Annotated in this window: 21 protein-coding genes and 1 tRNA gene; 12 read left to right on the top strand and 10 right to left on the bottom strand. The window is 66.5% G+C overall.

Annotation, left to right across the window (positions count from 1 at the left end):
• Positions 1 to 26: 26 nt before the first annotated feature.
• Positions 27 to 812 (bottom strand): sulfite exporter TauE/SafE family protein, encoded by a 786-nt coding sequence (locus QQK25_RS09455; RefSeq protein WP_284187709.1) that lies wholly within the window; start codon positions 810 to 812, stop codon positions 27 to 29.
• Positions 812 to 1516, bottom strand: a complete 705-nt coding sequence (locus QQK25_RS09450; protein WP_284187692.1) for a haloacid dehalogenase type II — start codon at positions 1514 to 1516, stop codon at positions 812 to 814. Before QQK25_RS09450 ends, QQK25_RS09455 begins: the two co-directional genes overlap by 1 nt.
• 112 nt (positions 1517 to 1628) lie before the next feature.
• On the opposite strand from QQK25_RS09450, the gene QQK25_RS09445 reads away from it, so the two are divergent.
• A complete protein-coding gene (locus tag QQK25_RS09445) occupies positions 1629 to 2534 on the top strand; it encodes a LysR family transcriptional regulator (RefSeq protein ID WP_284187691.1) in 906 nt (301 codons plus the stop codon).
• Here the strand turns inward: QQK25_RS09445 and QQK25_RS09440 are convergent.
• On the bottom strand, positions 2516 to 3184 hold the full coding sequence (locus tag QQK25_RS09440; protein ID WP_284187690.1) for an energy transducer TonB: 669 nt from the start codon (positions 3182 to 3184) through the stop codon (positions 2516 to 2518). The genes QQK25_RS09445 and QQK25_RS09440 overlap by 19 nt on opposite strands.
• A gap of 144 nt (positions 3185 to 3328) precedes the next feature.
• On the opposite strand from QQK25_RS09440, the gene QQK25_RS09435 reads away from it, so the two are divergent.
• From QQK25_RS09435 to QQK25_RS09400, 8 genes are all read left to right on the top strand, one after another.
• Positions 3329 to 3754, top strand: coding sequence for a type IV pilin protein (locus tag QQK25_RS09435; protein WP_153159709.1), 426 nt, complete (start codon positions 3329 to 3331; stop codon positions 3752 to 3754).
• Entirely contained in the window at positions 3748 to 4365 is a 618-nt protein-coding gene (locus QQK25_RS09430) for a GspH/FimT family pseudopilin (protein ID WP_284187689.1), read from the top strand. Before QQK25_RS09435 ends, QQK25_RS09430 begins: the two co-directional genes overlap by 7 nt.
• A 14-nt stretch (positions 4366 to 4379) precedes the next feature.
• Positions 4380 to 4814 (top strand): type IV pilus modification PilV family protein, encoded by a 435-nt coding sequence (locus QQK25_RS09425; RefSeq protein WP_284187688.1) that lies wholly within the window; start codon positions 4380 to 4382, stop codon positions 4812 to 4814.
• Between the two features lie 8 nt (positions 4815 to 4822).
• On the top strand, positions 4823 to 6058 hold the full coding sequence (locus QQK25_RS09420; protein ID WP_284187687.1) for a PilW family protein: 1236 nt from the start codon (positions 4823 to 4825) through the stop codon (positions 6056 to 6058).
• Between the two features lie 65 nt (positions 6059 to 6123).
• Positions 6124 to 6723: a hypothetical protein gene (locus QQK25_RS09415; protein WP_284187686.1), complete on the top strand. Its 600-nt coding sequence runs from the start codon at positions 6124 to 6126 to the stop codon at positions 6721 to 6723.
• A gap of 28 nt (positions 6724 to 6751) precedes the next feature.
• On the top strand, positions 6752 to 10552 hold the full coding sequence (locus tag QQK25_RS09410; RefSeq protein ID WP_284187685.1) for a pilus assembly protein: 3801 nt from the start codon (positions 6752 to 6754) through the stop codon (positions 10550 to 10552).
• Positions 10553 to 10608: 56 nt separating this feature from the next.
• A tRNA-Thr gene (locus QQK25_RS09405) sits at positions 10609 to 10684 on the top strand.
• A gap of 229 nt (positions 10685 to 10913) precedes the next feature.
• Positions 10914 to 11234: a sensor histidine kinase gene (locus QQK25_RS09400; protein ID WP_284187708.1), complete on the top strand. Its 321-nt coding sequence runs from the start codon at positions 10914 to 10916 to the stop codon at positions 11232 to 11234.
• A gap of 19 nt (positions 11235 to 11253) precedes the next feature.
• On the opposite strand, the gene QQK25_RS09395 is transcribed toward QQK25_RS09400, so the two are convergent.
• The 5 genes from QQK25_RS09395 to QQK25_RS09375 all read right to left on the bottom strand — a co-directional run bounded on the left by QQK25_RS09395 (position 11254) and on the right by QQK25_RS09375 (position 14919).
• Positions 11254 to 12021, bottom strand: a complete 768-nt coding sequence (locus QQK25_RS09395; protein WP_284187684.1) for a PDZ domain-containing protein — start codon at positions 12019 to 12021, stop codon at positions 11254 to 11256.
• A 344-nt stretch (positions 12022 to 12365) separates the two neighbouring features.
• Entirely contained in the window at positions 12366 to 12524 is a 159-nt protein-coding gene (locus QQK25_RS09390) for a hypothetical protein (protein WP_153159616.1), read from the bottom strand.
• 52 nt (positions 12525 to 12576) lie between these two features.
• Entirely contained in the window at positions 12577 to 12834 is a 258-nt protein-coding gene (locus tag QQK25_RS09385) for a hypothetical protein (protein ID WP_284187683.1), read from the bottom strand.
• A gap of 49 nt (positions 12835 to 12883) precedes the next feature.
• Positions 12884 to 14083 (bottom strand): glycosyltransferase, encoded by a 1200-nt coding sequence (locus tag QQK25_RS09380; protein WP_284187707.1) that lies wholly within the window; start codon positions 14081 to 14083, stop codon positions 12884 to 12886.
• The gene (locus tag QQK25_RS09375) at positions 14083 to 14919 is read right to left on the bottom strand and encodes a UDP-2,3-diacylglucosamine diphosphatase (protein WP_284187682.1); all 837 of its coding nucleotides are present in this window, start codon (positions 14917 to 14919) and stop codon (positions 14083 to 14085) included. Before QQK25_RS09375 ends, QQK25_RS09380 begins: the two co-directional genes overlap by 1 nt.
• Positions 14920 to 15055: 136 nt before the next feature.
• Between QQK25_RS09375 and QQK25_RS09370 the strand changes: the two genes are divergently transcribed.
• Positions 15056 to 16363: a magnesium and cobalt transport protein CorA gene (locus tag QQK25_RS09370; protein ID WP_284187681.1), complete on the top strand. Its 1308-nt coding sequence runs from the start codon at positions 15056 to 15058 to the stop codon at positions 16361 to 16363.
• A 102-nt stretch (positions 16364 to 16465) separates the two neighbouring features.
• Here the strand turns inward: QQK25_RS09370 and QQK25_RS09365 are convergent, their stop codons facing one another.
• Both QQK25_RS09365 and rlmM read right to left on the bottom strand, forming a co-directional pair.
• Complete coding sequence (locus QQK25_RS09365) at positions 16466 to 17974, bottom strand: DEAD/DEAH box helicase (RefSeq protein WP_284187680.1); 1509 nt, start codon at positions 17972 to 17974, stop codon at positions 16466 to 16468.
• Positions 17975 to 18054: 80 nt separating this feature from the next.
• On the bottom strand, positions 18055 to 19143 hold the full coding sequence (gene rlmM, locus QQK25_RS09360) for a 23S rRNA (cytidine(2498)-2'-O)-methyltransferase RlmM (RefSeq protein ID WP_284187679.1): 1089 nt from the start codon (positions 19141 to 19143) through the stop codon (positions 18055 to 18057).
• Between the two features lie 190 nt (positions 19144 to 19333).
• Between rlmM and QQK25_RS09355 the strand changes: the two genes are divergently transcribed.
• Together QQK25_RS09355 and QQK25_RS09350 are read left to right on the top strand one after the other, a co-directional pair.
• On the top strand, positions 19334 to 20371 hold the full coding sequence (locus QQK25_RS09355; protein ID WP_284187678.1) for an aldo/keto reductase: 1038 nt from the start codon (positions 19334 to 19336) through the stop codon (positions 20369 to 20371).
• 51 nt (positions 20372 to 20422) lie between these two features.
• Positions 20423 to 21949 carry a cyclic di-GMP phosphodiesterase gene (locus QQK25_RS09350; RefSeq protein ID WP_284187677.1) on the top strand — a complete coding sequence of 509 codons (1527 nt, stop codon included), beginning with the start codon at positions 20423 to 20425 and terminating at the stop codon, positions 21947 to 21949.
• The last annotated feature ends 4 nt before the right edge of the window (positions 21950 to 21953 follow it).

Below are 21953 nucleotides of genomic sequence, written 5' to 3'. Positions count from 1 at the left end.
CTCCTGATGGTGAAGGTTGAAGTGCGTTAAGAATAAGTCTTGATGAAGTAGATGACACTCAGGGCCGCCCCTACTGCCACCACCAGCCGGCGCAGCCAGATGGCCGGCAGGCGGCGGGCGAGGCTGGCGCCGGCGAGGGCGCCGACCATGGCGGTGGCGATCATCAGCAGCGTGTGGGGCCAGCTGATGGCGCCGGCGATGATGAAGGTCGCCGCGGCCACGGTGTAATTGACGGCCGAGGTGAGGTTCTTGAGGCCGTTGAGTTCCTGGATGTCCTCGACGCCCTGGATCGCCAGCGCGGCGAGGGTGAGGATGCCCATGCCGGCGCCGAAGAAGCCGCCGTACACCGCCACGATGAACTGGAACACCAGCCCGCCGATGCCGCCCGGCGTGCCACCTTCGGCCTTGCCCATCCCGAGCCGGGCCTTGGCGGCGGCAACGACGCGCGACACCTGGCCCGAGAACGCGAACAGCGCGGTGGCCACCAGCAGCAGCCACGGCACGAGGCGCGAGAAGGCAGCGTTGGAGGTGGACAGGAGCAGCAGCCCGCCGCAGATCCCGCCCACGAAGGACAGGGCGACGAGGAGCGCCGTCCAGCGCGGATGGCGGCTCACCTCGCGGCGATAGGCCCAGGCGCTGGAGAGGCTGGCCGGCCACATGGCCACCGAGTTGCTGGCGTTGGCCATCACCGGCGGCACGCCCGCGGCGAGCAGCGCCGGAAACGAGAAGAAGGTGCCGCCGCCGGCCATGGCATTCATGCCACCGGCCAGGAAGGCGCCGCCACCAACGAGGAGGATCTGGCTGGCGTCCATCATCGCTGCTTTCCTTCGATGAAGGCGAGCATGTCGTCCATCGTGCGGCCGCTGGCCGTGGGCGCGACGTCGAGGGCCTCGACGGGCTGGCCGCCACGGTTGATCCAGAACGTGGTGTAGCCGTACCAGGTGGCGCCGGCGGCGTCCCAGCCGTTGGCGCTGACGAAGAGGATGCGCTCCGCCGGGCAGCCGAAGGCGGCCGGGCCGAGGGCGTAGGCGTCGGCGTGGGGCTTGTAGCGCTGGACGGTGTCGGTAGACAGCAGGTGGTCGAAGAGGCCGTTCATGCCGGCGCTCTTGACGGCCACCGCGAGCATCTCGGGTGTGCCGTTGGAGAGGATCGCGGTGGGGATGCCGGCCCGCTTGAGGGCGCGCAGCACGCCGAGGTTCTCGGGGAAGGGCGACAGGCAGGCGTACTGGTTGATCAGCTGGGTGCGCCGGGCGGCGTCGAGCTCCAGCCCGAGGCGGGCGGCGGCGAACACCAGGCCGTCCTGGGTGATTTCCCAGAAGGGCTTGTAGCGGCCCGACAGGGTGCGGATGAAGCTGTACTCGATCTGCTTCTGGCGCCACAGCTCGGCCAGCTGGCTGCCCTTGCCGGGGTAGAGCTGCTCGGCCAGCAGGCCGACCGAATAGACGTCGAACAACGTGCCAAAGGCATCGAAGGCGACGGCCTGGATTCGGGTTGCGGACGGTGCGGGCTGAGCCATGTTCGGGGGCCTGGAGCGGATCGGTTTTGTTGCAATGCCGCGAAGTTTATTCAACGATTAAAGAAAAAAGAAGCCATAATAAAATCAAATGATTTTTTACTTTTAGTATTAAATGAACAGCTTCAAGGAAATCGAAACCTTCGTGAGCGTGGCCACCCGCGGCAGCCTCTCGGCCGCGGCGCGCGCCGAGGGCGTGACGCCGGCGATGATGGGCCGGCGCATCGACGCGCTGGAGGAACGGCTGGGGGTGAAGCTGCTGGTGCGCTCGACGCGGCGGCTCAGCCTCACGTTTGAAGGCAGCGCGTTTCTGGAGGATTGCCAGCGCATCCTGAACGACCTCGCCAATGCCGAGGCGTCGGTGAGCCTGGGCGGCGTGAAGGCCAGCGGGCACATCAAGGTGTCGGCGCCGGCGGGCTTCGGGCGGCGGCACGTGGCGCCGCTGGTGCGGGATTTCCTCTCGGCCAACCCGGAGGTGACCTGCAGCCTGGATCTGTCAGATCGTCTCGTCGATCTGGTGAATGAAGGCGTGGATTGCTCGATCCGCATCGGCGAGCTGACCGATTCGAGCCTGGTGTCGGTGCGCCTCGCCGACAACCGTCGGGTGGTGGTGGCGAGCCCGGCGTATCTGGCCCGCTGCGGCGCGCCGGTGCGGCCGGAGGATCTGGCCCGGCACGACTGCCTGTCCCTCGACCCGCAGCGGGGTTGGGTGTTCGCCGATCTGGAGTCGCCGGGGCAGGTGCGGACGATCAAGGTGTCGGGGCGCTTCGAGTGCAACGACGGCACCGTGCTCCACGACTGGGCGCTGGGCGGCATCGGGCTGGCGTGGCGCTCGATGTGGGAGGTGGAGCGGGATCTGGCCGAAGGGCGGCTGGTGTCGGTGCTCGACAACTATGCCGCACCGGCCACCGGCATTTACGCGGTGTTTCCCCAGAACCGCCGGCTGCCGCTGCGGGTGCGGCTGCTGATCGACCACCTGCGCGGCTACTTCGCCCGGCCGGATTACTGGCGCGGCGCCTGATCGCCGGCTGAGGCCGGATCGCCCAGTTCAAATTCGAGCTTCAGGCGGCTCGGTACCGGCCGGCCGAGGGCTTCCGCCGGCTGGAAGTGCCAGTGCCGGACGATCTCGGCGTAGGTGTTGGCGGCGGGGCAGAGGGCCGGCTCGCAGCGCGGCACCACAAGATCGACGGCGCCGTCGGGGCCGATCGCCAGTTCGAGCTGGAAGACACCGGTCGGCGCGTCGGGCAGCGGCGGCCAGATGTCGGGCGGGACATCGGTGACGAGTTCGGGCTCACGGGAGAGGCCGGCCAGGGGCAGATAGCTGGCCGGGATTTCGGCCGGTGCGTCGGGCGGGCCGGCAGCGGGTGTGGCGTTTGCGGCTTCATCCGGCGCTGGCTCAGGATGGCTGGGCGCAGGGCGGGGTGCTGCGTGCGAGGCGTGGGGCGCCGGGGGTGTCGCCAGGCGGGCGGCCGGCCTGGGCGGATTGGCGAGCCGGGCCACGAGCGGTGCCGACGCCGATCCGTGGCCGCCGGTGCGATCGGTGCCAGGCCGGGCGAGCAGGCTCACCACGAGGACGTGGGCGATCACCGAGAGGACCAGGGCGAGGCCCAGCAGCCGGAGCGGCGAGGGGCTGGACGGAGGCGTGGAGGAGGGCACCGACAGGCAGGTCATCGAGGGCTCGGGAGGCGATGGCGTGCACGATAGCCCATCGTTTTCGGGGCCCGCTGCCGCCTGTCGGGCTTGGCTTCCCGCTGGTCGAGTGGGGCTCGCCTTACAGGCAGGGCGATGGCATCGTAAGCTGAAAGGAGATGTGGAATGAAAAAGCAGCGTGGCGTGACGCTCATCGAGTTGATGATTGTGGCGGTGGTGGCGGGAATCCTGGCCATGATCGCGGTGCCCTCCTATACGTCCCACATCACCCAGAGCAAGATTGCCGAGGCGACCGGCTCGCTGGCCGAGGCCAAGGTCCGGATGGAGCAGACCTTCAACTCGATGCGCAGCTATTACGTCGACGGAGCGGCCTGCCCGGATCTTTCCGGCCTCTTCAAGGACACCTCCTTCGGCATCACCGTCGAGTGTTCGAACACCACCTTCACCCTGACCGCCAAGGGCACGTCCGGCAAGACCATGGACGGTTACACCTACACGATCAACCAGTCCGGCGAAAAGACCTCCAAGACGCCTGCGGTCTCCGCAGCCCAGCCCTGCTGGCTGAAGACCAAGGCCCAGACCTCATGCTGACGACGCAACGCCGCCGCCTGCGTGGCGCGACCCTCCTCGAACTCATCGTCACCGTCTCGATCGTCGGCATCCTGATGGCGATCGGCGTGCCGCAGCTGGGCGACTGGGTGCGGCGCAACTCTGTCGGCTCGGCTGCCGAGATCATCCAGAACGGCCTGCGTCAGGCCGAGGCCGAGGCGATCCGCCGCAACCAGCGGGTTGAGTTCCTGCTGACCAACGACGCCCCCAGCCAGGATTCCATCAAGACCCTCACCGCCGCGGCCAACGGCGCCAACTGGGCGTCGCGGGTCCTCGACGCCGACTTCGCACCGCTTTCCGACATCACCCTGGCTTACGTGAATGTCTTCCGGATGAAGGACGTCTCGGCCGACGTGGCGATCCAGGGGCCGGCCAACGTGGTCTTCAGCGGCAACGGCCGGGTCTTCGACATCAAGGGCGCGCCGATCACCGAATACCAGATTTTCCGGGTCTCCCGTCCCGGCGCGGATCGCGCGATGTGCGTGTTCGTCACCCCGGGTGGCGGCATCCGGACCTGTGATCCGGCAATCACCTCCGGCAAGCCCTTCGCGTGCCTGCCGCTGGTGTCGGCCGAGAAATGTCCGAAGCCGTGATGGAGCGATCGATCATGAAGAAGAACAAGGCGCAAGCCGGTTACGTGCTGCTTGAAGTGCTGGTGGCGCTGCTGATTTTCTCCCTCGGCCTGCTGGGGCTGATCGGCTTCCAGGCCGCCTCCGCCAAGATCGCCTCGGACAGCCGTTTCCGCACCGAGGCTGCGATGCTCGCCGACGAACTCGTCGCCAAGATGGCCGCCTCCGACATCACCAAGGTCAAGTCGGGTTACGCCGTCGGCGGGCGCGATCTGACCAACTGGGTGACCAACCGGGTCGTCGGCGGCAGCCGTCTGCCCGATCCGGTCGTCACGCCGACCTTCACCACCTCGGCCACCTCCCAGACCATGCTGGTCAATGTCCGCATCGAGTGGACGATGCCCGGCACCACGCTGGACAAGGGGGGGCGCGAAGTGAAGGGCGTCTACGAAACCAAGGCGCTGCTTTTCTAGGATTGCCCATGCGCACCAGATTTGTTCCGGGTCTGCCGCGACTGCGTGGCCAAGCTGGCGTGAGCCTGATCGAGGTGGTGGTCGGCATGGCCATCGGCGTGATTGCGTCCCTCGTCGTCATGCGTTCGTTTTCGGGCAGTGAGACCTTCCGCCGCAACGTCAGCGGTGCGGCCGACACCGTGCAGACGGCGTCCCTGATCGGGGCGCGGCTCGGCATGCTGTTCGAGGAGGCCGGCGCCTCGCTGGTTCAGGGGCGGAACATCTGGGGCTGCAAGCTGTTGGCGACGCGCGGCAAGACGGCGCTGCTGCCGGCGGCGAGTTATCCGGATCCCTTCAGCGGCTTCGCCAAGAACGTGCGGGTGCTGCCGGTGGGTGTGCTCGATGGCGGTGACAATTCCGACATCGCGCTGGTGATCTCGGGCAGCTCGGCCTCCAGCAACCGGGACGTGCCTTTCGACAGCGATGGCAAGACACTCAACGTGGCCAACCCCAACGGTGTCGGTATCGCCAACACCGGCCTGGCGGTCGATGACCTGCTCCTCGCAGTGCCCCAGGATGTGGCCGCCGGCCCCGGCGACTGCCAGATCGTCCAGGTGGCGTCCGATTTCTCGGGGGGCAAGGCGGTTGCCGACGCCTCGTACGGGCTCAAGGTGATGCCGGCCGAGGGCGCGGTCACGGCGCCGGCGTCGTACACCAACATCAAGCTCAACATTGGCGCCGCGTCCTACGGAGCGCTGGTTTCAACCGCCGACAGCCCGTCGGCTTTCCACCTGGGCCGCGAGGCCGGGCCGACGTTTTCACTGATCTCGGTGAACGAGGGTGGCGAACTGGTCGAGTACGACCTGTTGCAACGCACCGGAATGATGCCCTTCGGCGAGAACGTCGTGCTCTTCAAGGTGCGCTACGGCGTGGATAACGGTGTGGGCGGCACGGCCAACGACAACGTGGTCGATGAATGGATTTCCCCCGGCGAGGCGGGCTGGACGCTGGCCGACCTGATGGACGGCAGAACCGCCACCGAGCAGAAGATCGATCAGATCAAGGCCGTGCGGATCGGCGTCGTGGTGCGCTCGCCCCAGCTCGTCATCACCGATGCCAAGCTCACCGAAATCGTGTTGTTCAGCGACCTGAGCGACGCCCGCAAGGTGACCCGCAAGCTCGAATCCGCCGAGCAGCGCTACGGCTATCAGGTGTACGACTGGGTCATTCCCCTGCGCAACATGAAGTCCACCCCGAAATCCTAGGTATCGTCATGGCTTCCAGTGTTCGCCCTCACTTTTCGTCACGTCCGAGCCGGTCGCGGGGGGCAGTGCTCGCGGTCGTGCTCGTCGTGCTGGTCGTGATGATGCTCGGCGGTGTCTCCACCCTCCGGTCGATCGACACCTCCTCGATCCTGTCGGGCAACCTCGCCTTCAAGCGCGATTCGGTCAATCGCACCACTGTCGGCATGAACGCCGCGTTCAAGGCGATGCAGTCGAAGGATTTCACCGACGGCCTGCTTGCCAACTGCGTGCCAACCTCGCCGGACTGCGCTGGGGTGGTGGCCAAGTGGGTGGCGATGAACTACTCGCCGCGCCTGCTCGAAACCGACGGCAACGGCATTCCGCTGGTCCTCAAGGACAAGACGACCTTCGACGCCAAGTTCTCGACGATCAAGCCCAACAAGGCCGATGGCACGCTGGAAGGCGGCAACGAAACCCGCTTCATCATCGAACGGATGTGTTCCGACTACGGCCCGTCCGACGAAAAGAAGTGCTCGGTTTCCGACCGCTACGAACGGGGTGGCTCCTATCGCCAGGACAAGCCCGGCTCCATCTCCCTTCCGCTCTACCGGATCACCATTCGTAGCGACGGTGTGCGCAACACGCAGACCTACGTCCAGGCTACGGTCACTACTCGCGTCAAGTAACCCAGAAACGTCGAGAAGGATGTTGCATATGAAGATATCGACTTTCGTCAGCCGATCCGGCCTGTCTCGCGTGCTCGCTGCCGCGGCGCTGGCCATCGGCATCGCGGGCCCGGCCGGTGCTGCCAAGACGCCGCTGGCTGATCAGCCGATCCTCGTTGCCGACGTGCCGGCCAACGTGCTGCTGACCATGTCGGTGGAGTTCCCGACCGCAATGAACCGCGCGTTCAAGGGTGGCTTTGACGGCACGGCCGCGGCGCCGTATCTGGGCTACTTCGATCCCTACAAGTGCTACGAATATGTGGGCGGTGCCGACGGTTACTTCCGGCCGATCAGCAAGGCGGGCTCCAACTACACCTGCTCGGGTGCGTGGAGCGGCCACTTCCTCAACTGGGCCACGATGCAGGGCGCGGACATCTTCCGGTGGGCGCTCACGGGCGGCAATCGCAGCACCGACACGCCGAAGTCTTTCACCGACGGCGGTGTCGCGCAGACCATCCTCGAGCGGGCCTACGCGGCGCGGCAGGGTGAGTTCATGTACCAGTTTCCCAACAAGAACATCTACGGGAAGGACATCCTCAACTACACCAATCCCGGTGATTACGGTGCCTCTTCCGGCGCGGTCACCTCGGGCAGCTCGCTCCTGATCGTCAATGGCGGGCAGGGTTTCCAGTTCGCGCTGAAGCTCGACAGTCGTGACAGCTACACCTTCCTCAACGTGAGGGTCGAGGTCTGCCGTGACCCGGACGGCACCGGCACGCTGCTCGAAGGCAACTGCAAGAAGTACGCAAACACCTCGGGCACCAAGAGCCTCTACAAGCCGGTCGGCCTGATCCAGCAGTACAAGGACAAGATGTACTTCGGGGCCTTCGGTTATCTGCTCCTCAACGACAACAACAACTGGGACGCCGACGGTGTCGCCAACATCTACAAGGATGGCGGTGTGCTGCGGGCGATGGTCCAGAGCGTCGATTCCGAGATCACCGAAACCGGCGCCTTCGTCACCGACCCCTACAACATGCTGGCGGCGCAGGGTGTGACTTACAGCGGCACGATCAACTACCTCAACAAGTTTGGCCAGAAATCCAAGTCGTACAAGATGTGGGATCCGGTGAGCGAGCTCTATGCCGAGGCGATCAAATATTTCAAGAACCTCAAGCCGACCAAGTCCTACGTGTCTGGCGTAAACGCCGCAAACCGCGATGACTTCCCGGTGTTCACCAGCTGGAACGATCCGGCCACCGACGCGAAGTACCCGAAGAAGGGCCCGCTCTCCTGCAAGAAGAACTACATCGTCGGCATCGGTGACACCAACAGCAACTTCGACTTCAACCTGTCCGGCTCGCCGCTGGGCTATCCGGCCGACGTCGATTCGAACATGGGTTCCCTCAAGACCGCCAAGGCCTGGACCGACGAAGTCGGCGCCCTGGAGGGCATCCCCGGTCTGAGCGCCAAGACGATCTACAACGGCAGCTACTACATCGCCGGTCTGGCCTACTACGCCCACTCCAACGACCTGCGCACCGACATCGAAGGCATCCAGACGGTGGACACCTACTGGATGGACGTGATGGAGGTGGGCTACGTTTCCAAGAACCAGTACTGGCTTGCCGCCAAGTACGGTGGTTACAAGAAGCCCAGCAAGGCAACCCCGCCGGGGCCCTTCGATTCGTCCAAGGACATCTGGGTGGACAAGACCACCTCGGGCGTGCCGATCCGCTCCCGCGATGGCGACCCGCTGCCCAACAACTACTTCACCGCCGACAGTCCGGATTCCATGGTGGCCGGCCTGCGCAGCGCGTTCCAGAGCATTGCCTCGGGTTCGGGGGCGGCAGCCGGTGCGGCGCTGTCGAGCTCCCAGGTCAATGCCTCCAGTGGTGGAGCCAACACCTATCAGGGCTCGTATGATGCGACGTCCTGGTCGGGCGACATCACGGCCTCCAAGGTCAACAAGCTTGCCTCCGACGATTCTCTGGACGTGACGACCCTGTGGCACGCCGCCGCCAAGGTCGACGCCCAGGGCAGCTCGGGCCGCAAGATCGTGACCCTCGCGCCGACTGACAAGACCCTGACCGATCCGACCCCGGCCGACCTCAAGGGCACCGCCTTCCGCTGGTCCAACCTGAGCCCGACCCAGCGTCTCAACCTGAGCAAGACGTCGTCGGCCCCCACCGGCGACCCGGCGGACGGCGAGCGCATCCTCAACTATCTGCGCGGCGACCGCACCTACGAATCCACTGCCGCGGTGAGCAACCTGTACCGCCAGCGCGCGTCGCTGCTGGGCGACATCGTCGATTCGAAGGTGGTCTACCTCGGCAAGCCGAGCGCCACCTACTCAGAGTCCTACAACCCGGGGTATACCCGCTTCAAGGCGGATAAGGCGGCACGGAACCCGCTGATCTTCGTGGGCGCCAACGACGGCATGCTGCACGCCTTCGATGCCTCCGAAGGGACGAAGGGCGGCCAGGAAGTCTTTGCGCTGGTGCCTTATTCGGTTTACGAGGGGCCGGATCTCAACCCGGAAGTCAGCGGCATCCAGGCTCTCGCCCGCAAGACCTACTCGCACCACTACTACATGAACGCCACGCCCGAGATCCGGGACGTGGACTTCGCCCGTACCGGCGCGCGTCTCGACTCCTTCGGCGTGGGTGCCGAAGCCGACTGGCGCACGATTCTGGTCGCGGGCCAGGGCAAGGGCGGCCGCAGCTTCGTTGCAGTGGACGTCACCGACATTTCCGATTCGCTCACCGAGGACGAGATCGCCGGCCGCGTGCTGTGGGAGTTCACCCATCCCGACATGGGTTTCAGCTTCGGTCGTCCGCTCATCGCCAAAACCCGCCGCTGGGGTTGGGTGGTGATCCTGACCGGTGGCTACAACAACATCGGCGGCACCAAGCCTGGGCAGGGCGCGCTGTTCATCCTCAACGCCAAGACCGGCGAGCTGCTGGGCTCTTCGCCGGTCTACACCGGCTCTGACTCCGGAAGCGCAAGCTCCCCGTCGGGCTTTGCACAGGTCGAGGGCTACACGCCGAGCTATCAGGATTACACCCTCGACTACGTCTATGGCGGCGATCTCAAGGGCAACCTGTGGCGCTTCGATTTCAGCAATCCGGCAGACGATCTCCCGCCGGTGACCAGGATTGCCGAGTTCTCCACCGGCGGCGTCGGGCAGCCGATCACCACCGCGCCGAAGATCGAATATTCGGCCGATGACTTGAAGCGTTACGTGTTTGTGGGTACCGGCCGGCTGCTTTCTTCTGAAGACCAGGGGAACACCCAGCAGCAATCCATGTATGCCGTGCGTGATGGCACCAAGACCCGCGCGTTCGGCAGCAAGCCCTACCAGGTGCCGTTCCCGTCCGGCGGCTTCTTCCCGGTGACGCGCAGCAATCTGGTGGAGGTCACGGACCTGATCGAAGGCGCCAAACTCGACAGTGCCAAGCCGATGGGCTGGCGCTATGACCTCACGGGCTCCAACGCCGGCGTTACCGAACGGGTAATCCTGAGCCTGCAGGCCAACGACGGCGTGGTGACTTGGGTGGGTTCGATCATGAACGACGACCCCTGCAATGCCAGCGGCAACGCCATCGTCTACGCTGTTCACTACGGTACCGGCCAGAGCGTGCTCTACAAGCTGGAGAGCGGCCTCTACAAGCAGGTCGAGATGACCGACCCCATCGTGGGCGGCCTTGCCGATACCACCCTGGTCCGCGTTGGATCGAGCATCCGCGTGCTCGGGACGGACGTGAAGGGCAAGTCGAGCATCTACGGCAACACGGTGTCCGAGTCCGGCGAACCCCGAGTCGTGAACTGGCGGATCATCCGCGAATAGCGTGCATCTGCGGGCTTGAAGCCCGATGCGCTGTCCCGTATAATCCGCGGCTCGCTGCTGCTGTAGCTCAGTCGGTAGAGCAACTGATTCGTAATCAGTAGGTCACCAGTTCGATTCCGGTCAGCAGCACCAACAGAAACAAGCACTTAGGCCAATCCTCCGGGGTTGGCCTTTTTGCTTTCCGGGGTGTTGCTCCCTCGTTGCTCCTTTCGCGGACGATCCCGACCAACTCCGGAAGACTGGAAGCCTCCCGTACGCTTCTATGCCGGTGACTGTGGAGCCCCGCTCCGGCGTGCCAGTTTCGATCTGGAGCACTACCTGGCGGGATTACATACCGCACGCACGTGCCTGCTTGCTTCTCGTGGCGCGTATCCGGCAGGTCGTGATTGCGTTGCTGGAGAACGCGCGCCGTTATGCAACGCCCGGGGTGTTGTGCGTTGAAGGCGAATGCGATGGCGAGGCGTTCACGCTCGGCATCGAGGACGAGGGGCCGGGGATACCCGAAGCGGTGGCGGCCCACATCTTCGAGGCCTTCGTCCGCGGTGACGACGCCCGAGCGCGTAATCGTAGTGGCAGCGGATTGGGTTTGGCCATCGTCCATGCCCACGGTGGAAGCGTCGGATGTGCCGCCGGCAGGCGCGGGGGCACCCGTTTCACGTTTTCGATCCCCTGTCATCCATAGTCGATGAACGGCCAGGGCTTCAGGTGTTCAGCAACGCCTCCAACTGGGTAAAGAAACGTTTGTCGCGTTCATACTGCCCGTCGGCCAGAAAGGCCTTCTGAGCCTCCAGCGAAGCCAGGTAGTCGCTGACGATCCGGCGATAGCTGTCCATGTTGTCTGGTGCGTACCGCGGTCCCTGGCTCTGGCCGTCGATCTGCATGCCGTAGATGGCGCCGTGCATCATCAGGCCGTAGGTCATCATGCTGCCTTCGTCCATGCCTGCCGTGGCCTGGAACCACGCTTCGCGGAATTCGGCGGGGGCGTCCCGGGGTGGGAAATGAGCGGTGCGCGCGGCGCCTACTTCGTCGATTCCGTCGTGGTTCAGATCAACGCTATAGCCCTCCGGCAGGAGCAGGTTGGCCGCGCCTTCTTCACTGAGCGCGGCGGTATCGATGGGGTCTGCGAGGCCATGATTCTGGCGCACCGCGTCCAGCTCAAGGGCTGACAGCGTCGCCAGAAACTGGCGGGCATCACCCAGGTCGCCTGCGTCGTAAGCCTTGTTCAGGATCGCCGCGTAAGCAGCCTGGCTTGCGTCACTGACGCCACGCAGCGCCGACAGCTCCGTATGCGTCGTGCCGAGCAGGCGCTCGAGTGTGCGCACCTCCGCGCTCACCTGCCCATCGCTGCCCGCCGCCATCCGGGCCTGGAAGGCTGCCCGATAGGTCTCCTGGAAGCTGCTGTCCGGGGCCTCGCGGTAACTGCGGCGCTGGCTTGCCGTCATCGGCGTGCCGACTTCTCGAATGGTCATCGCTTGCCTCCTTTGCGGCAAGAATTGCCGCTGGGTTGGGGTTGGGGGATTACCCGTGGCAAGCAGCAGAAAGTGTGCCCGAGCTCATGTCGTGCGAATGCTGGCGACGCTAACCGGGCAGTGCGGCCGACCTGGAGCCACACGTCGCCCATCCTGAGTCTGCGAACGGGGTGGGCTGAGGGAATCGGGCTGAAATGCGCGATGGCTCGCGCCAGCATGTGCTGACACTCGACGCGCGTGGGCTGCGGGTCTCTCCATCGACAGGTGATGTCGACGCGCACCTTAGGCCCCCGCCCCGCTCGGGTGCGGGTGATCCGACGAGGGGCGGGGCCCGGCTGGCTGGTTCAGCGTTCGTGGAGCCAGCGCTCGGCCTGAGGTGCGCTGTCGCGGGGAATCTGCAGGCCGAGGGTGGACAAGCGGGCGAGCCGCGACGCGCGGGTGGTTTCCGTGATCCAGCGGAGCACGTGGCACAGCCAGGCGGGCAGGCCATCGATTTCATGCATGAGGGCGCTCCGGTTCAAGTGGCGAAGCGCTGCAGTATTCACGCGCCGGGCTTCAGTTTGATGACGTCATGCTGGATGGAAGCGGTTTTCTGCTTCCGGTGACGCGGAAGGCCTGCGTCCGCAGGGATTGGGACTGGGCCAGGTTGCGCTGGGATTGCTGCTGGCCGAAGGCGTCGCGCTCGCTCACCGGGCGTCGGCTGGCCTCGATGGAGCGGATGCAGCGCCAGCGGGCACGGCCCCCGCTGACGATCTTCTGCATCGCTTCCGGTGGATGGTAGGTCATGCAGTGGTAGCAATAGACGCTGTTCATCGCTGGGGCTCCTCCGGGTTTCGACGGTGATTCGGGCTTGGGCGGATGCTCAGGACACGGCTTCCGGGCGCTCCGTGGGCGGGACGACCCGGCGGTGGGCCGGATGGCGCGCCAGGGTCTTGCGGTAGAAGTCGGCCAGGCGACCGGCCATCGCGGTGTCGGACCATCCTGCAGCCGTGATCGGTGCCTGCTCGGCCAGCGCCAGGCAGGCGGGCGGATCGGCCAGCAGGGTGCCGACGATCCTGCCGAAGGCGCCGGGCTCATCGGGTGCGGCGATGCAGCCCGGCGCATCGGCCAGGATGTCGGCGGTGCCCATTGCTGCCAGCGCCACCACCGGCGTGCCGGCGGCCATGGCTTCGATCAGCACCAGACCCTGGGTTTCGGTGCGGGACGCGAAGACGAACAGGGTGGCGGCGGCGTAGCAGTCGGGCAGGTCGCGCTCGCGGTCGAGGTAGCCGAGGAAGCGTACCGAGGCCTCCAGCCCGAGCCGCGCGGCCTGCCGCCGCAGGTCGTCCATCGCCGGGCCCTCGCCGGTGATGAGGAGGAGGGCGTCGGGGCTGTGGCGGATCGCCTCGGCAAAGGCGTCGATCAGGAAGCCGATGTTCTTCTCGTGGGCGACGCGGCCCACGTAGAGCGCCAGCGGGCGGTCGGCGCTGATGCCGTGGCGCTGGCGGAAGGCGCTGCCGTCGCCGGTCGAGAAACGCGCCAGGGGGATGCCGGTGGGGAGGATCTCCATCGGCGTCGTCACGCCGTAGCCGCCAAGCCGACCGGCCATGGCCGACGAGGGCACGACCACCGCATCCACCCCGTTGCACTGCCGCCGCGAGAAGCGCCGGGCCAGCCCGCGCAGCCAGCTGGCGGGGAGGAAGGGCACGTAGTGCTGGAGGTATTCCTCGAACAGCGTGTGGTAGGTGACGACCACCGGCATGCCCAGGTGGCGTGCGGCGGCCACGCCGGCGTAGTGGGCGATGAAGGGCGTCTGGATGTGGATCAGGTCGCAGTCGGCGGCGGCTTCCAGCACTCGGCGGTGCATGCCGTGCCAGGACACCAGGCGGTCTTCCGGGTCGTTGGGCAGGCGCCGGCCGGGCACGCGGATGATGCCCAGCTCGTCGGGCTCGTCGTCGTAGCGGGGCACCACCAGGCGCACCTCGACACCTTCGCCGGCCAGCGCCCGGCGGAAGGTTTCCATCGAGGTGGACACGCCGTTGATGCGCGGGAAATACACGTCCGAAACCATCAGCACACGCATCATCGGGAGGCTTTCATGGCAACGCCGGCAGCTTCGGCGGCGGGGGATGGGATGGCCTGGGGTGTGTCGTCGTCGGCCGCCGCGGGCAGCGCGAGGGGGCGGCCAGCGCCCCACACCACCAGCTCCAGCCGGCCGTCGAAGTGCTCGACGATGGCGGTGCACGAATCCACCCAGTCGCCGCAGTTCACGTACAGCAGGCCGCCGACTTCCTTGATCGTGGCCCAGTGGATGTGGCCGCACACCACACCATCGAGGCCGCGCTCGCGGGCGTGGTGGATGGCCGAATCCTCGAAATCGAAGATGAAGTTCAGGGCCGTCTTGATGCGTCGCTTGGCGTAGCCGGCCAGCGACCAGTAGCCCGAACAGCCGAGCTTGCGGCGCACCCACGACAGCCACAGGTTGAGGCGCACCAGCTGGTTGTAGGCCACGTCGCCGAGCACCGCCACCCAGCGGTGGTGGCGCGTCACCTGGTCGAAGATGTCGCCGTGGATCAGCAGCAGGCGCTTGCCGTCGGCGGTCTCGTGGATCGCCTCGGAGAGCACCTCGACGCCGCCGAAGGCATTGCCCACGTAGTCGCGCAGCACCTCGTCGTGGTTGCCGGGGATGAACACGATGCGCTCCCCGTGGCGGGCCCGGCGCAGGAGCTTCTGGACGACGGTGTTGTGGCTGGGCAGCCAGCAGATGCTGCGGTGCATGGCCCAGAAGTCGACGATGTCGCCGATGAGGTAGGTCTGCTCGGCCTGGTAGTCGCGCAGGAATTCCAGCAGGTGTTCCGCCTGGCAGGCCCGCGTGCCGAGGTGGATGTCGGAGAGGAAGAGGGTGCGCACTTGCTGCATGCCCGCAACCGTAGCGGCGCAAGATGAACGCGCCGTGATGGATATGTTGAGCTTTGATGGCTGTGGTGGCTGTCACGCGGGCGTTACAGGCAGCCCTTAAGCTGGCTGCCGGGCCCGGCCAACACCAAAGGAAGACATGTCCGCCAACAACATCGAGGAGCTGCTCAGGAAACACCGGCTGGTGGAGGACGTGGTGCATAACCAGAACATGCCCCGCCGCCAGTTGGTGGAGGTGATGGTCCATCGCAAGCACCTGGCCGAGATCCAGACCCTGCTGGCGCGCTTGCCGGCGGGCGAGATCGGGCGGCTGTTCGATGCGCTGGCGCCGGACGATGCAGAGCTGCTGTGGAAGCAGCTCGCCGCGAACCGCCGGCAGGAGGTGCTGTGGGAGGTGGCCGAACCGCTGCGGGCCCGGCTGGCCGGCAGCCCCGAGGCGGCGGTGTCGGATAGCCAGCTCAACGCCTTCGAGCTGGTGGAGGGCCGCCTGCGCCAGCGGCCGATCACCGGCCGGCAGGACATGGACGGGATTGCGCCCATGTGGGTGGATCTGGTCAATCCGACGCCGGCCGAGCGCGCCTACGTGGGCGAGCGCTTTGGGGTGCGCTTGCCCGATCCGGGCGAGGCGACCGACCTGGAGGTGAGCTCACGCTTCCAGGTGGAGGAGGATGGCGACATCCACCTGCATTCCAATTTCCTGCTCGACCGGGACGGCGACGCGCGCAGCGTGCCGGTGGTCTTCATCCTCCACGCCGGCGTGCTGTTCACGGTGCGCAACGAGGAACTGCCGGTCTTCCGCCTGCAGCGCCGGCGCACCCACGCCCAGCCGGGCTACGTGACGGACTGTCTCGATCTGCTGATCGACCTCTACGGCGCCGACGTGGAGTACTGCGCCGACGCGCTGGAAAACATCTACGCCAAGCTCGGCCAGGTGGGCCGGCAGGTGCTGGGCGCGACCATGAGCGACGGCGAGGCGGCAGCGACTCTGGCGGTGATCGCCGAGGAGGAGGACATCAACGGGCGCATCCGCAGCAACATCCTCGACACCCAGCGGGCGCTGTCCTTCCTGATGCGCGGCAGGGTGCTGTCGGCCGGCCAGCAGGACGACACCCGGCAGATATTGCGGGACATCGAATCCCTCAACAGCCACACGGCCTTCCTGTTCGACAAGATCAACTTCCTGATGGATGCGACGATCGGCTTCATCAACATCAACCAGAACCAGCGGGTGTCCCAGCTGACGGTGCTGGGCATGGTGTTCATGCCGATCAACATCCTGGCGGGGATAGGCGGGATGTCGGAGTTCTCGATGATGACCGAGGGCATCCCGTGGCCGATCGCCTACGGGGGGTTCGTGATGGGGGCGGGGCTGATCGGCTGGGGTACCTACCGGCTCCTTCAGTACCTCGAGGTGCGGAAGGCCAAGGACGCCGGGCGCAAGGCGTAAGGACGCGCTCGCCGCCGGATTGTGCCGGTGGCAATGCCTTTGATGCGAAGGGGGATTTGCGGCGGATGCCGCCCGGCGGAGGGCCGGGCGGGAGGGTGAGGCTTAGTGCTTGCGGCCCAGGCCGCCGAGGAGGAAGGCGATCGGCCGCTGGGGCTTCTGGCCGCTGCGCAGCTCGGCGATGGCGGAATCGCCTTCGGCGCTGCCGGCTTCACCGGCGGGGTTGCGCTGCTCGTAGGGCTTGCTGAAGTCGAAGCCGTCCGGGGCGATGTGCGAGGGCTGGCGCGAACGCGGGCTGCGCTCACGGGGCTCGCGGGTTTCACGGGCCTCTCGCGGCTCGCGTTCGGAGCGCTTGCGGCGGTCGCTGCTGCCTTCGGCGGTTCGGGGCGCGGCGGACGACGACGGGGCGCTACTGCTGCTGCCGCTGCTGCGACGGCGCTTGGCGCCGTCTGCGTCGAAGAAGTCGGGCTCGGGATCGTAGCCGGGGACGACTTCCTGGCGGATCTCGAGTTTGATGAGCTTCTGGATGTCGGCGAGGCGGTGGCGCTCTTCGGAGCTCACCAGCGACACGGCCTTGCCCTTCTTGCCGGCCCGGCCGGTGCGGCCGATGCGGTGGACGTAGTCTTCGGCGGTGTGGGGTAGTTCGAAGTTGATGACCGAAGGCAGGTCTTCGATGTCGAGGCCGCGGGCGGCCACGTCGGTGGCCACCAGCACGCGGACCTTGCCGCTCTTGAAGTTCTCGAGGGTTTCGGTGCGGGCCAGCTGGCTCTTGTCGCCGTGGATCGAATCGGCCGAGATGCCGTGGCGCTCGAGGAAGTGGGCGAGGCGGCTGCAGGCAAACTTGGTATCGACGAAGACCAGCACCTGGTTGGTTTCGTCCTCGTGGCGGACGATGTGGGCCAGCAGGTTGCGCTTGAGGCCGCTTGAGACCGGGTGCACCACGTGGTCGATGGTCTCGCTGACCATGTTGCGGCGGGCGACTTCGATGAGCTGCGGGTTCTTCAGCATCTGGTCGGCGAGCTTCTTGATCTCGTCCGAGAAGGTGGCGGAGAACAGCAGGCTCTGGCGGTTGGCCGGCAGCAGCGCGAGGATTCGGCGGATGTCCGGGATGAAGCCCATGTCGAGCATGCGGTCGGCTTCGTCGAGGATCAGGAACTCGACCTGCCCGAGGGCGATGGTCTTCTGTTGCACGTGGTCGAGCAGGCGGCCGGGGGTGGCCACCACGATCTCGATGCCGCGGCGCAGCTCCTGGATCTGGGGGTTCATGTCCACGCCACCGTAGATGCAGGTGCTGCGCAGGGGGACATGCTTGGAATACATCTTGACCGACTCGTAGACCTGCATTGCCAGTTCGCGCGTCGGGGCCAGGATCAGGGCGCGCACCGGATGCCGGGCGGGGCTGGTCGAGGTGCTGGCGTGGCGGGCGAGACGGTTGAGCAGCGGCAGGGTGAAACCTGCGGTCTTGCCGGTGCCCGTCTGGGCGCCGCCCATGACGTCGTGGCCGGCGAGGACGACCGGGATCGCCTGACGCTGGATGGGCGTCGGCGTGGTGTAGCCGGCATCGGTGACGGCTTGCAGGATTTCGGGAATGAGGCCGAGTTCGGAGAACGACATGGGTGTGGTCACGTTGTGGGTGCCGCCACTTTACTGCGGTGCACCATAAAAACAGTCAGACATTATACATCGCGCACGCCCTAGCGCCGCGTGAGATAGCACGTGACCTCTTCGCGATCATGATAAAGGTGCTTGATTCGCAAAATATATTTGATCCCGGCGGCGGACAGGCGGGCGTCGATCAGGGCACGGCAGCGTTCCACTTCGTCGTGGCGGCGCTTCATGGGTAGCTTGAGGTTGAAGATGCTGCGCCGGCAACGCCCGGTGGCGAACCAGTCGGCGATCAGCGGGGCGATCCGCGAGGGCTGCTCGACCATGTCGCAGACCAGCCAGTCCACGGCCTTCTTGGGCTTCCAGGTGAAGCCGTCGGCGCGCAGGTGTTCGATCAGGCCAGTGGCGATGGCCGACGGGGCGAGCGGGCCGTTGTCGATGGCGGTGACGCGGATGCCGCGGCTGGCGAGCTGCCAGCTCCAGCCGCCGGGGGCGGCGCCCAGGTCGACGGCGGTGAGGCCCGGGCGCAGGGTGGATTTCTGCTCGTCGACGGTGAGCAGCGTAAGGAAGGCTTCGGCCAGCTTGAGGGTCGAGCGGCTCGGCGCTTCCTTGGGCATGCGCAGGCGCGGGATGCCCATCGGCCAGGCGGAGCCCTCGCTGGCGAGGCTGACGCCCAGCCACGCCCGTTTCGGGCCTTCGAAGAAAACGTGCAGACGCGGCAGGTGGGGCGAATCCGGGCGCAGCAGGCCGTCCTTGGCGAGGGCGTCTTCGAGCAGCGGGCCGAAGCGGCGCAGGAAGCCGGACTGCTCCTTGCCGTCGTTGGTGTCCGGGGTTTCGGGCAGCAGGGCCGAGAAGCGCTCGCCGGTGGCGGCGATGGCCTCGCGCAGCGGGGTGAGTCGGTCGCGGTCGGGCAGGTCGTCAAGCACCGCGAGCACCTGGAAAGCCTGGCGGCTGAAGATCAGCCGGGCTAGATCGAGGCGGCGGCGGATGACGTCGTGGGCTTCGGGCGCGGTCAGCTCGAAGATCACGAAGCCGCTGTTCGGCTGGGTGTCGGTTTCGCCGGTGAAGCGCGCGGCGCGGGCGGCGGCCGTGAGTTCGGCGCTGGCGTCGGCTTCGAAGCCGGGGCGGCATTGCACCAGAATGCCGAGGGCGGCGCAGGGCGAGGGGGCGGACGTCATGGATTTGTAACCGGGGCGGAGGGCGGCGGTGTCGGGTGTAATATCAGGGGTGGGCGATCCGGAACATGCAGACCCACCCGGCATCCGGACTGTTCGTGCGCCGGACGGCGCTTCGCCCGGATGATAACCGATCATCGCGTACCCTCCTGTACGCCCCGGCTTCGCCGCCGTCTTTCTGGAGATTTGTCTGATGGAGTACCGCAAGCTTGGCGCCAGCGATCTGCTGGTGTCTTCCGTGTGCCTGGGCACGATGACCTTCGGGCAGCAGAATTCCGAAGCCGAGGCCCATGCCCAGCTCGACGCCGCCTTTGCTGCCGGCGTCAATTTCATCGATACCGCCGAGATGTATCCGGTGCCGCCGAAGGCCGAGACCAGCGGCGCGACCGAGAAGATCGTCGGCTCGTGGCTGAAGGGCCGCGCCCGCGACCAGGTGGTGGTGGCGACCAAGTTCACCTCGGCCGGCCGTTCCCTCGGGTGGATCCGGGGCGGCCCGCTTTCAAACGGGCGCGAAACCATCCGTGACGCAGTGGACGGTAGCCTGCGCCGCCTGGGCACCGATTACATCGACCTCTACCAGATCCACTGGCCCGACCGTAACCAGCCGATGTTTGGCCAGTGGCGCTTCGACCAGAACGCCGAGCGCGCGTCCACGCCGATCCGCGAGCAGATGGCGACCCTCGGCGAGCTGGTGAAGGAGGGCAAGATCCGTCACGTGGGGCTCTCCAACGAGCACCCGTGGGGGGTGATGGAGTTCCTCCGCGCCGCCGACGAGCAGGGCCTGGCCCGCGTGGTGTCGGTGCAGAACGCCTACAACCTCATGAACCGGGTCTTCGAGCAGACCCTGGCGGAAGTGTGCTTTCGCGAGAACGTGAGCCTGCTGCCGTATTCGGTGCTGGCCTTCGGGTTGCTGTCGGGCAAATATCTCGACAACCCGCCGTCCGATGGCCGGATGACGCTCTTCCCGGGCTTCGGCCAGCGCTACGACAAACCCGGCGTGGCGCCGGCGGTAGCCGCCTACGCCGCGCTGGCTCATCGATACGGGATGACGCCCGCCGAACTGGCGGTGGCCTTCGTGGCGAGCCGGCCGTTTGTCGGCAGCACCATCGTCGGCGCGACCACGCTTGCCCAGCTGGAGGTCAACCTGAAAGCCTGCGCCCGCAAGCTTGATCCCGAGGTCGTTGCCGAAATTGATGCCCTGCATCTCAAGTTTACGAATCCGGCACCGTAAATGCCGGGTCGCCCGCGTGTGTGTGTGGGCACCCATTTTGGGGAGGGTGTGTTGAAGGAGATTGTGGCGGCTCAGGACGTGCGAATCGGCATGTTCGTTTCCGAGCTGGATCGTCCGTGGCTGGAGTCGCCGTTCCTGCTCCAGGGCTTCCTGGTCGAGGATCAGGCGACGCTGGACCAGTTGCGCAGTGTCTGCCGCTTTGTCTATGTGGATCGGGCCCGGTCGGCCGGCGATGCCTGGCGCGCGCCTGCGCCCGAGGCGGATGCCGATACGCCCGAGCGCAATCCCTCGCTGGCCTCCTTTCAGGTGCCGTCGGAAGTGCGTCGCAGACCGACCGACTTCTTCGCGTTGCTGCGCTCCCTGCGGGGCGCGAACCGTGAGCAGGCGGCCGACGAAGGCAGCACCTCGTCGGCGCCCTGGTGTCACATCTATCCCGATGCCCCGTCGGCGCGCCCCCAGGGCGTGGCCGAATCCCGATCCGACGACTACCTCGCCGGCGCTTCCGGGCGGCCGCTCATCACCGGCTCCAGCGCGCCGGCCCGGCGTGGCAGCGCCCGCCTGACGGTCGAGGACGATGGCCGCAGCCTGGGCGCCAGCGGTGTCGGCATGATTCACGCCGAGCCCACCGTGCCGGTCGAAGAGGAAATCGTGGCCGCCTTGCCGCTGGTCGACGAGGCCCACATGCTGCTGGAGCAGGTGGCCCAGGATGTGCAGCGCAGCCTCAATCCGGATCTCGAACGGCTGCGTGGCGTGGTTTCCGAGCTGGTGCTGAGCGTCGCCCGCAACCCGGACGCGCTGGTGTGGCTGTCGCGGCTCCGCCAGACCGACCAGTACAGCTACGACCATTCCCTCGATGTGTCGGCCCACGTGATGATCTTCGGCCGCTACCTGGGGCTGGGCGACGAATCCATCGCCGCCCTCGGCATGGCCGGCATGCTCCAGGACGTGGGCAAGCTGCGCCTGCCGGTGCGCCTGCTGCAGAAATCCGGGCCGGTGTCGCCGCGGGAATACGAGATCTTCAAGACCCACGTGGAGTATTCGCTGCAGGTTCTGGCGGATTCGCCCCACGCCACGCCCCAGGTGCTCGAGATCGTCGCCCGCCACCACGAGCGCTGCGACGGCAGCGGTTATCCCCATGGCCTGCAGGGCAACGAGGTCGGGCTGATGGGCGAGATCGCCGGCATCTGCGACATCTACTGCGCGATGACCCGGGAGCGGCCCTATGGCGAGGCGGCGAGCTCCCAGTCGGCCCTCGACGCGGTGCGTGCCCAGCGGGGCACGTGCTTTTCCGAGAGCACCGTGGATCAGTTTGTCCAGTGCATCGGCCTTTATCCGGTGGGCACGCTGGTCGAACTCAACTCCGGCGAGGTGGCGGTGGTGGTCGCCCAGAACCGCATCAGGCGCCTAAAGCCGCGGGTGATGATCCTGCTCGGGCCCGACAAGAAACCCAACCCTTATCCCCACACCCTCGACCTGCTCTACGATCTGCCTTCCGCAACCGGCGAGCCCTACGCCATCATCCGGGCCCTGCCGCCCGGCGCCTATGGCGTCGAGCCTTCCGAGTTCTACCTGGCGTAGCACG

It is taken from the genome of Zoogloea oryzae (assembly GCF_030161255.1).
Lineage (GTDB): Bacteria > Pseudomonadota > Gammaproteobacteria > Burkholderiales > Rhodocyclaceae > Zoogloea > Zoogloea oryzae.
This window is presented reverse-complemented; position numbering and strand designations above follow the sequence as displayed.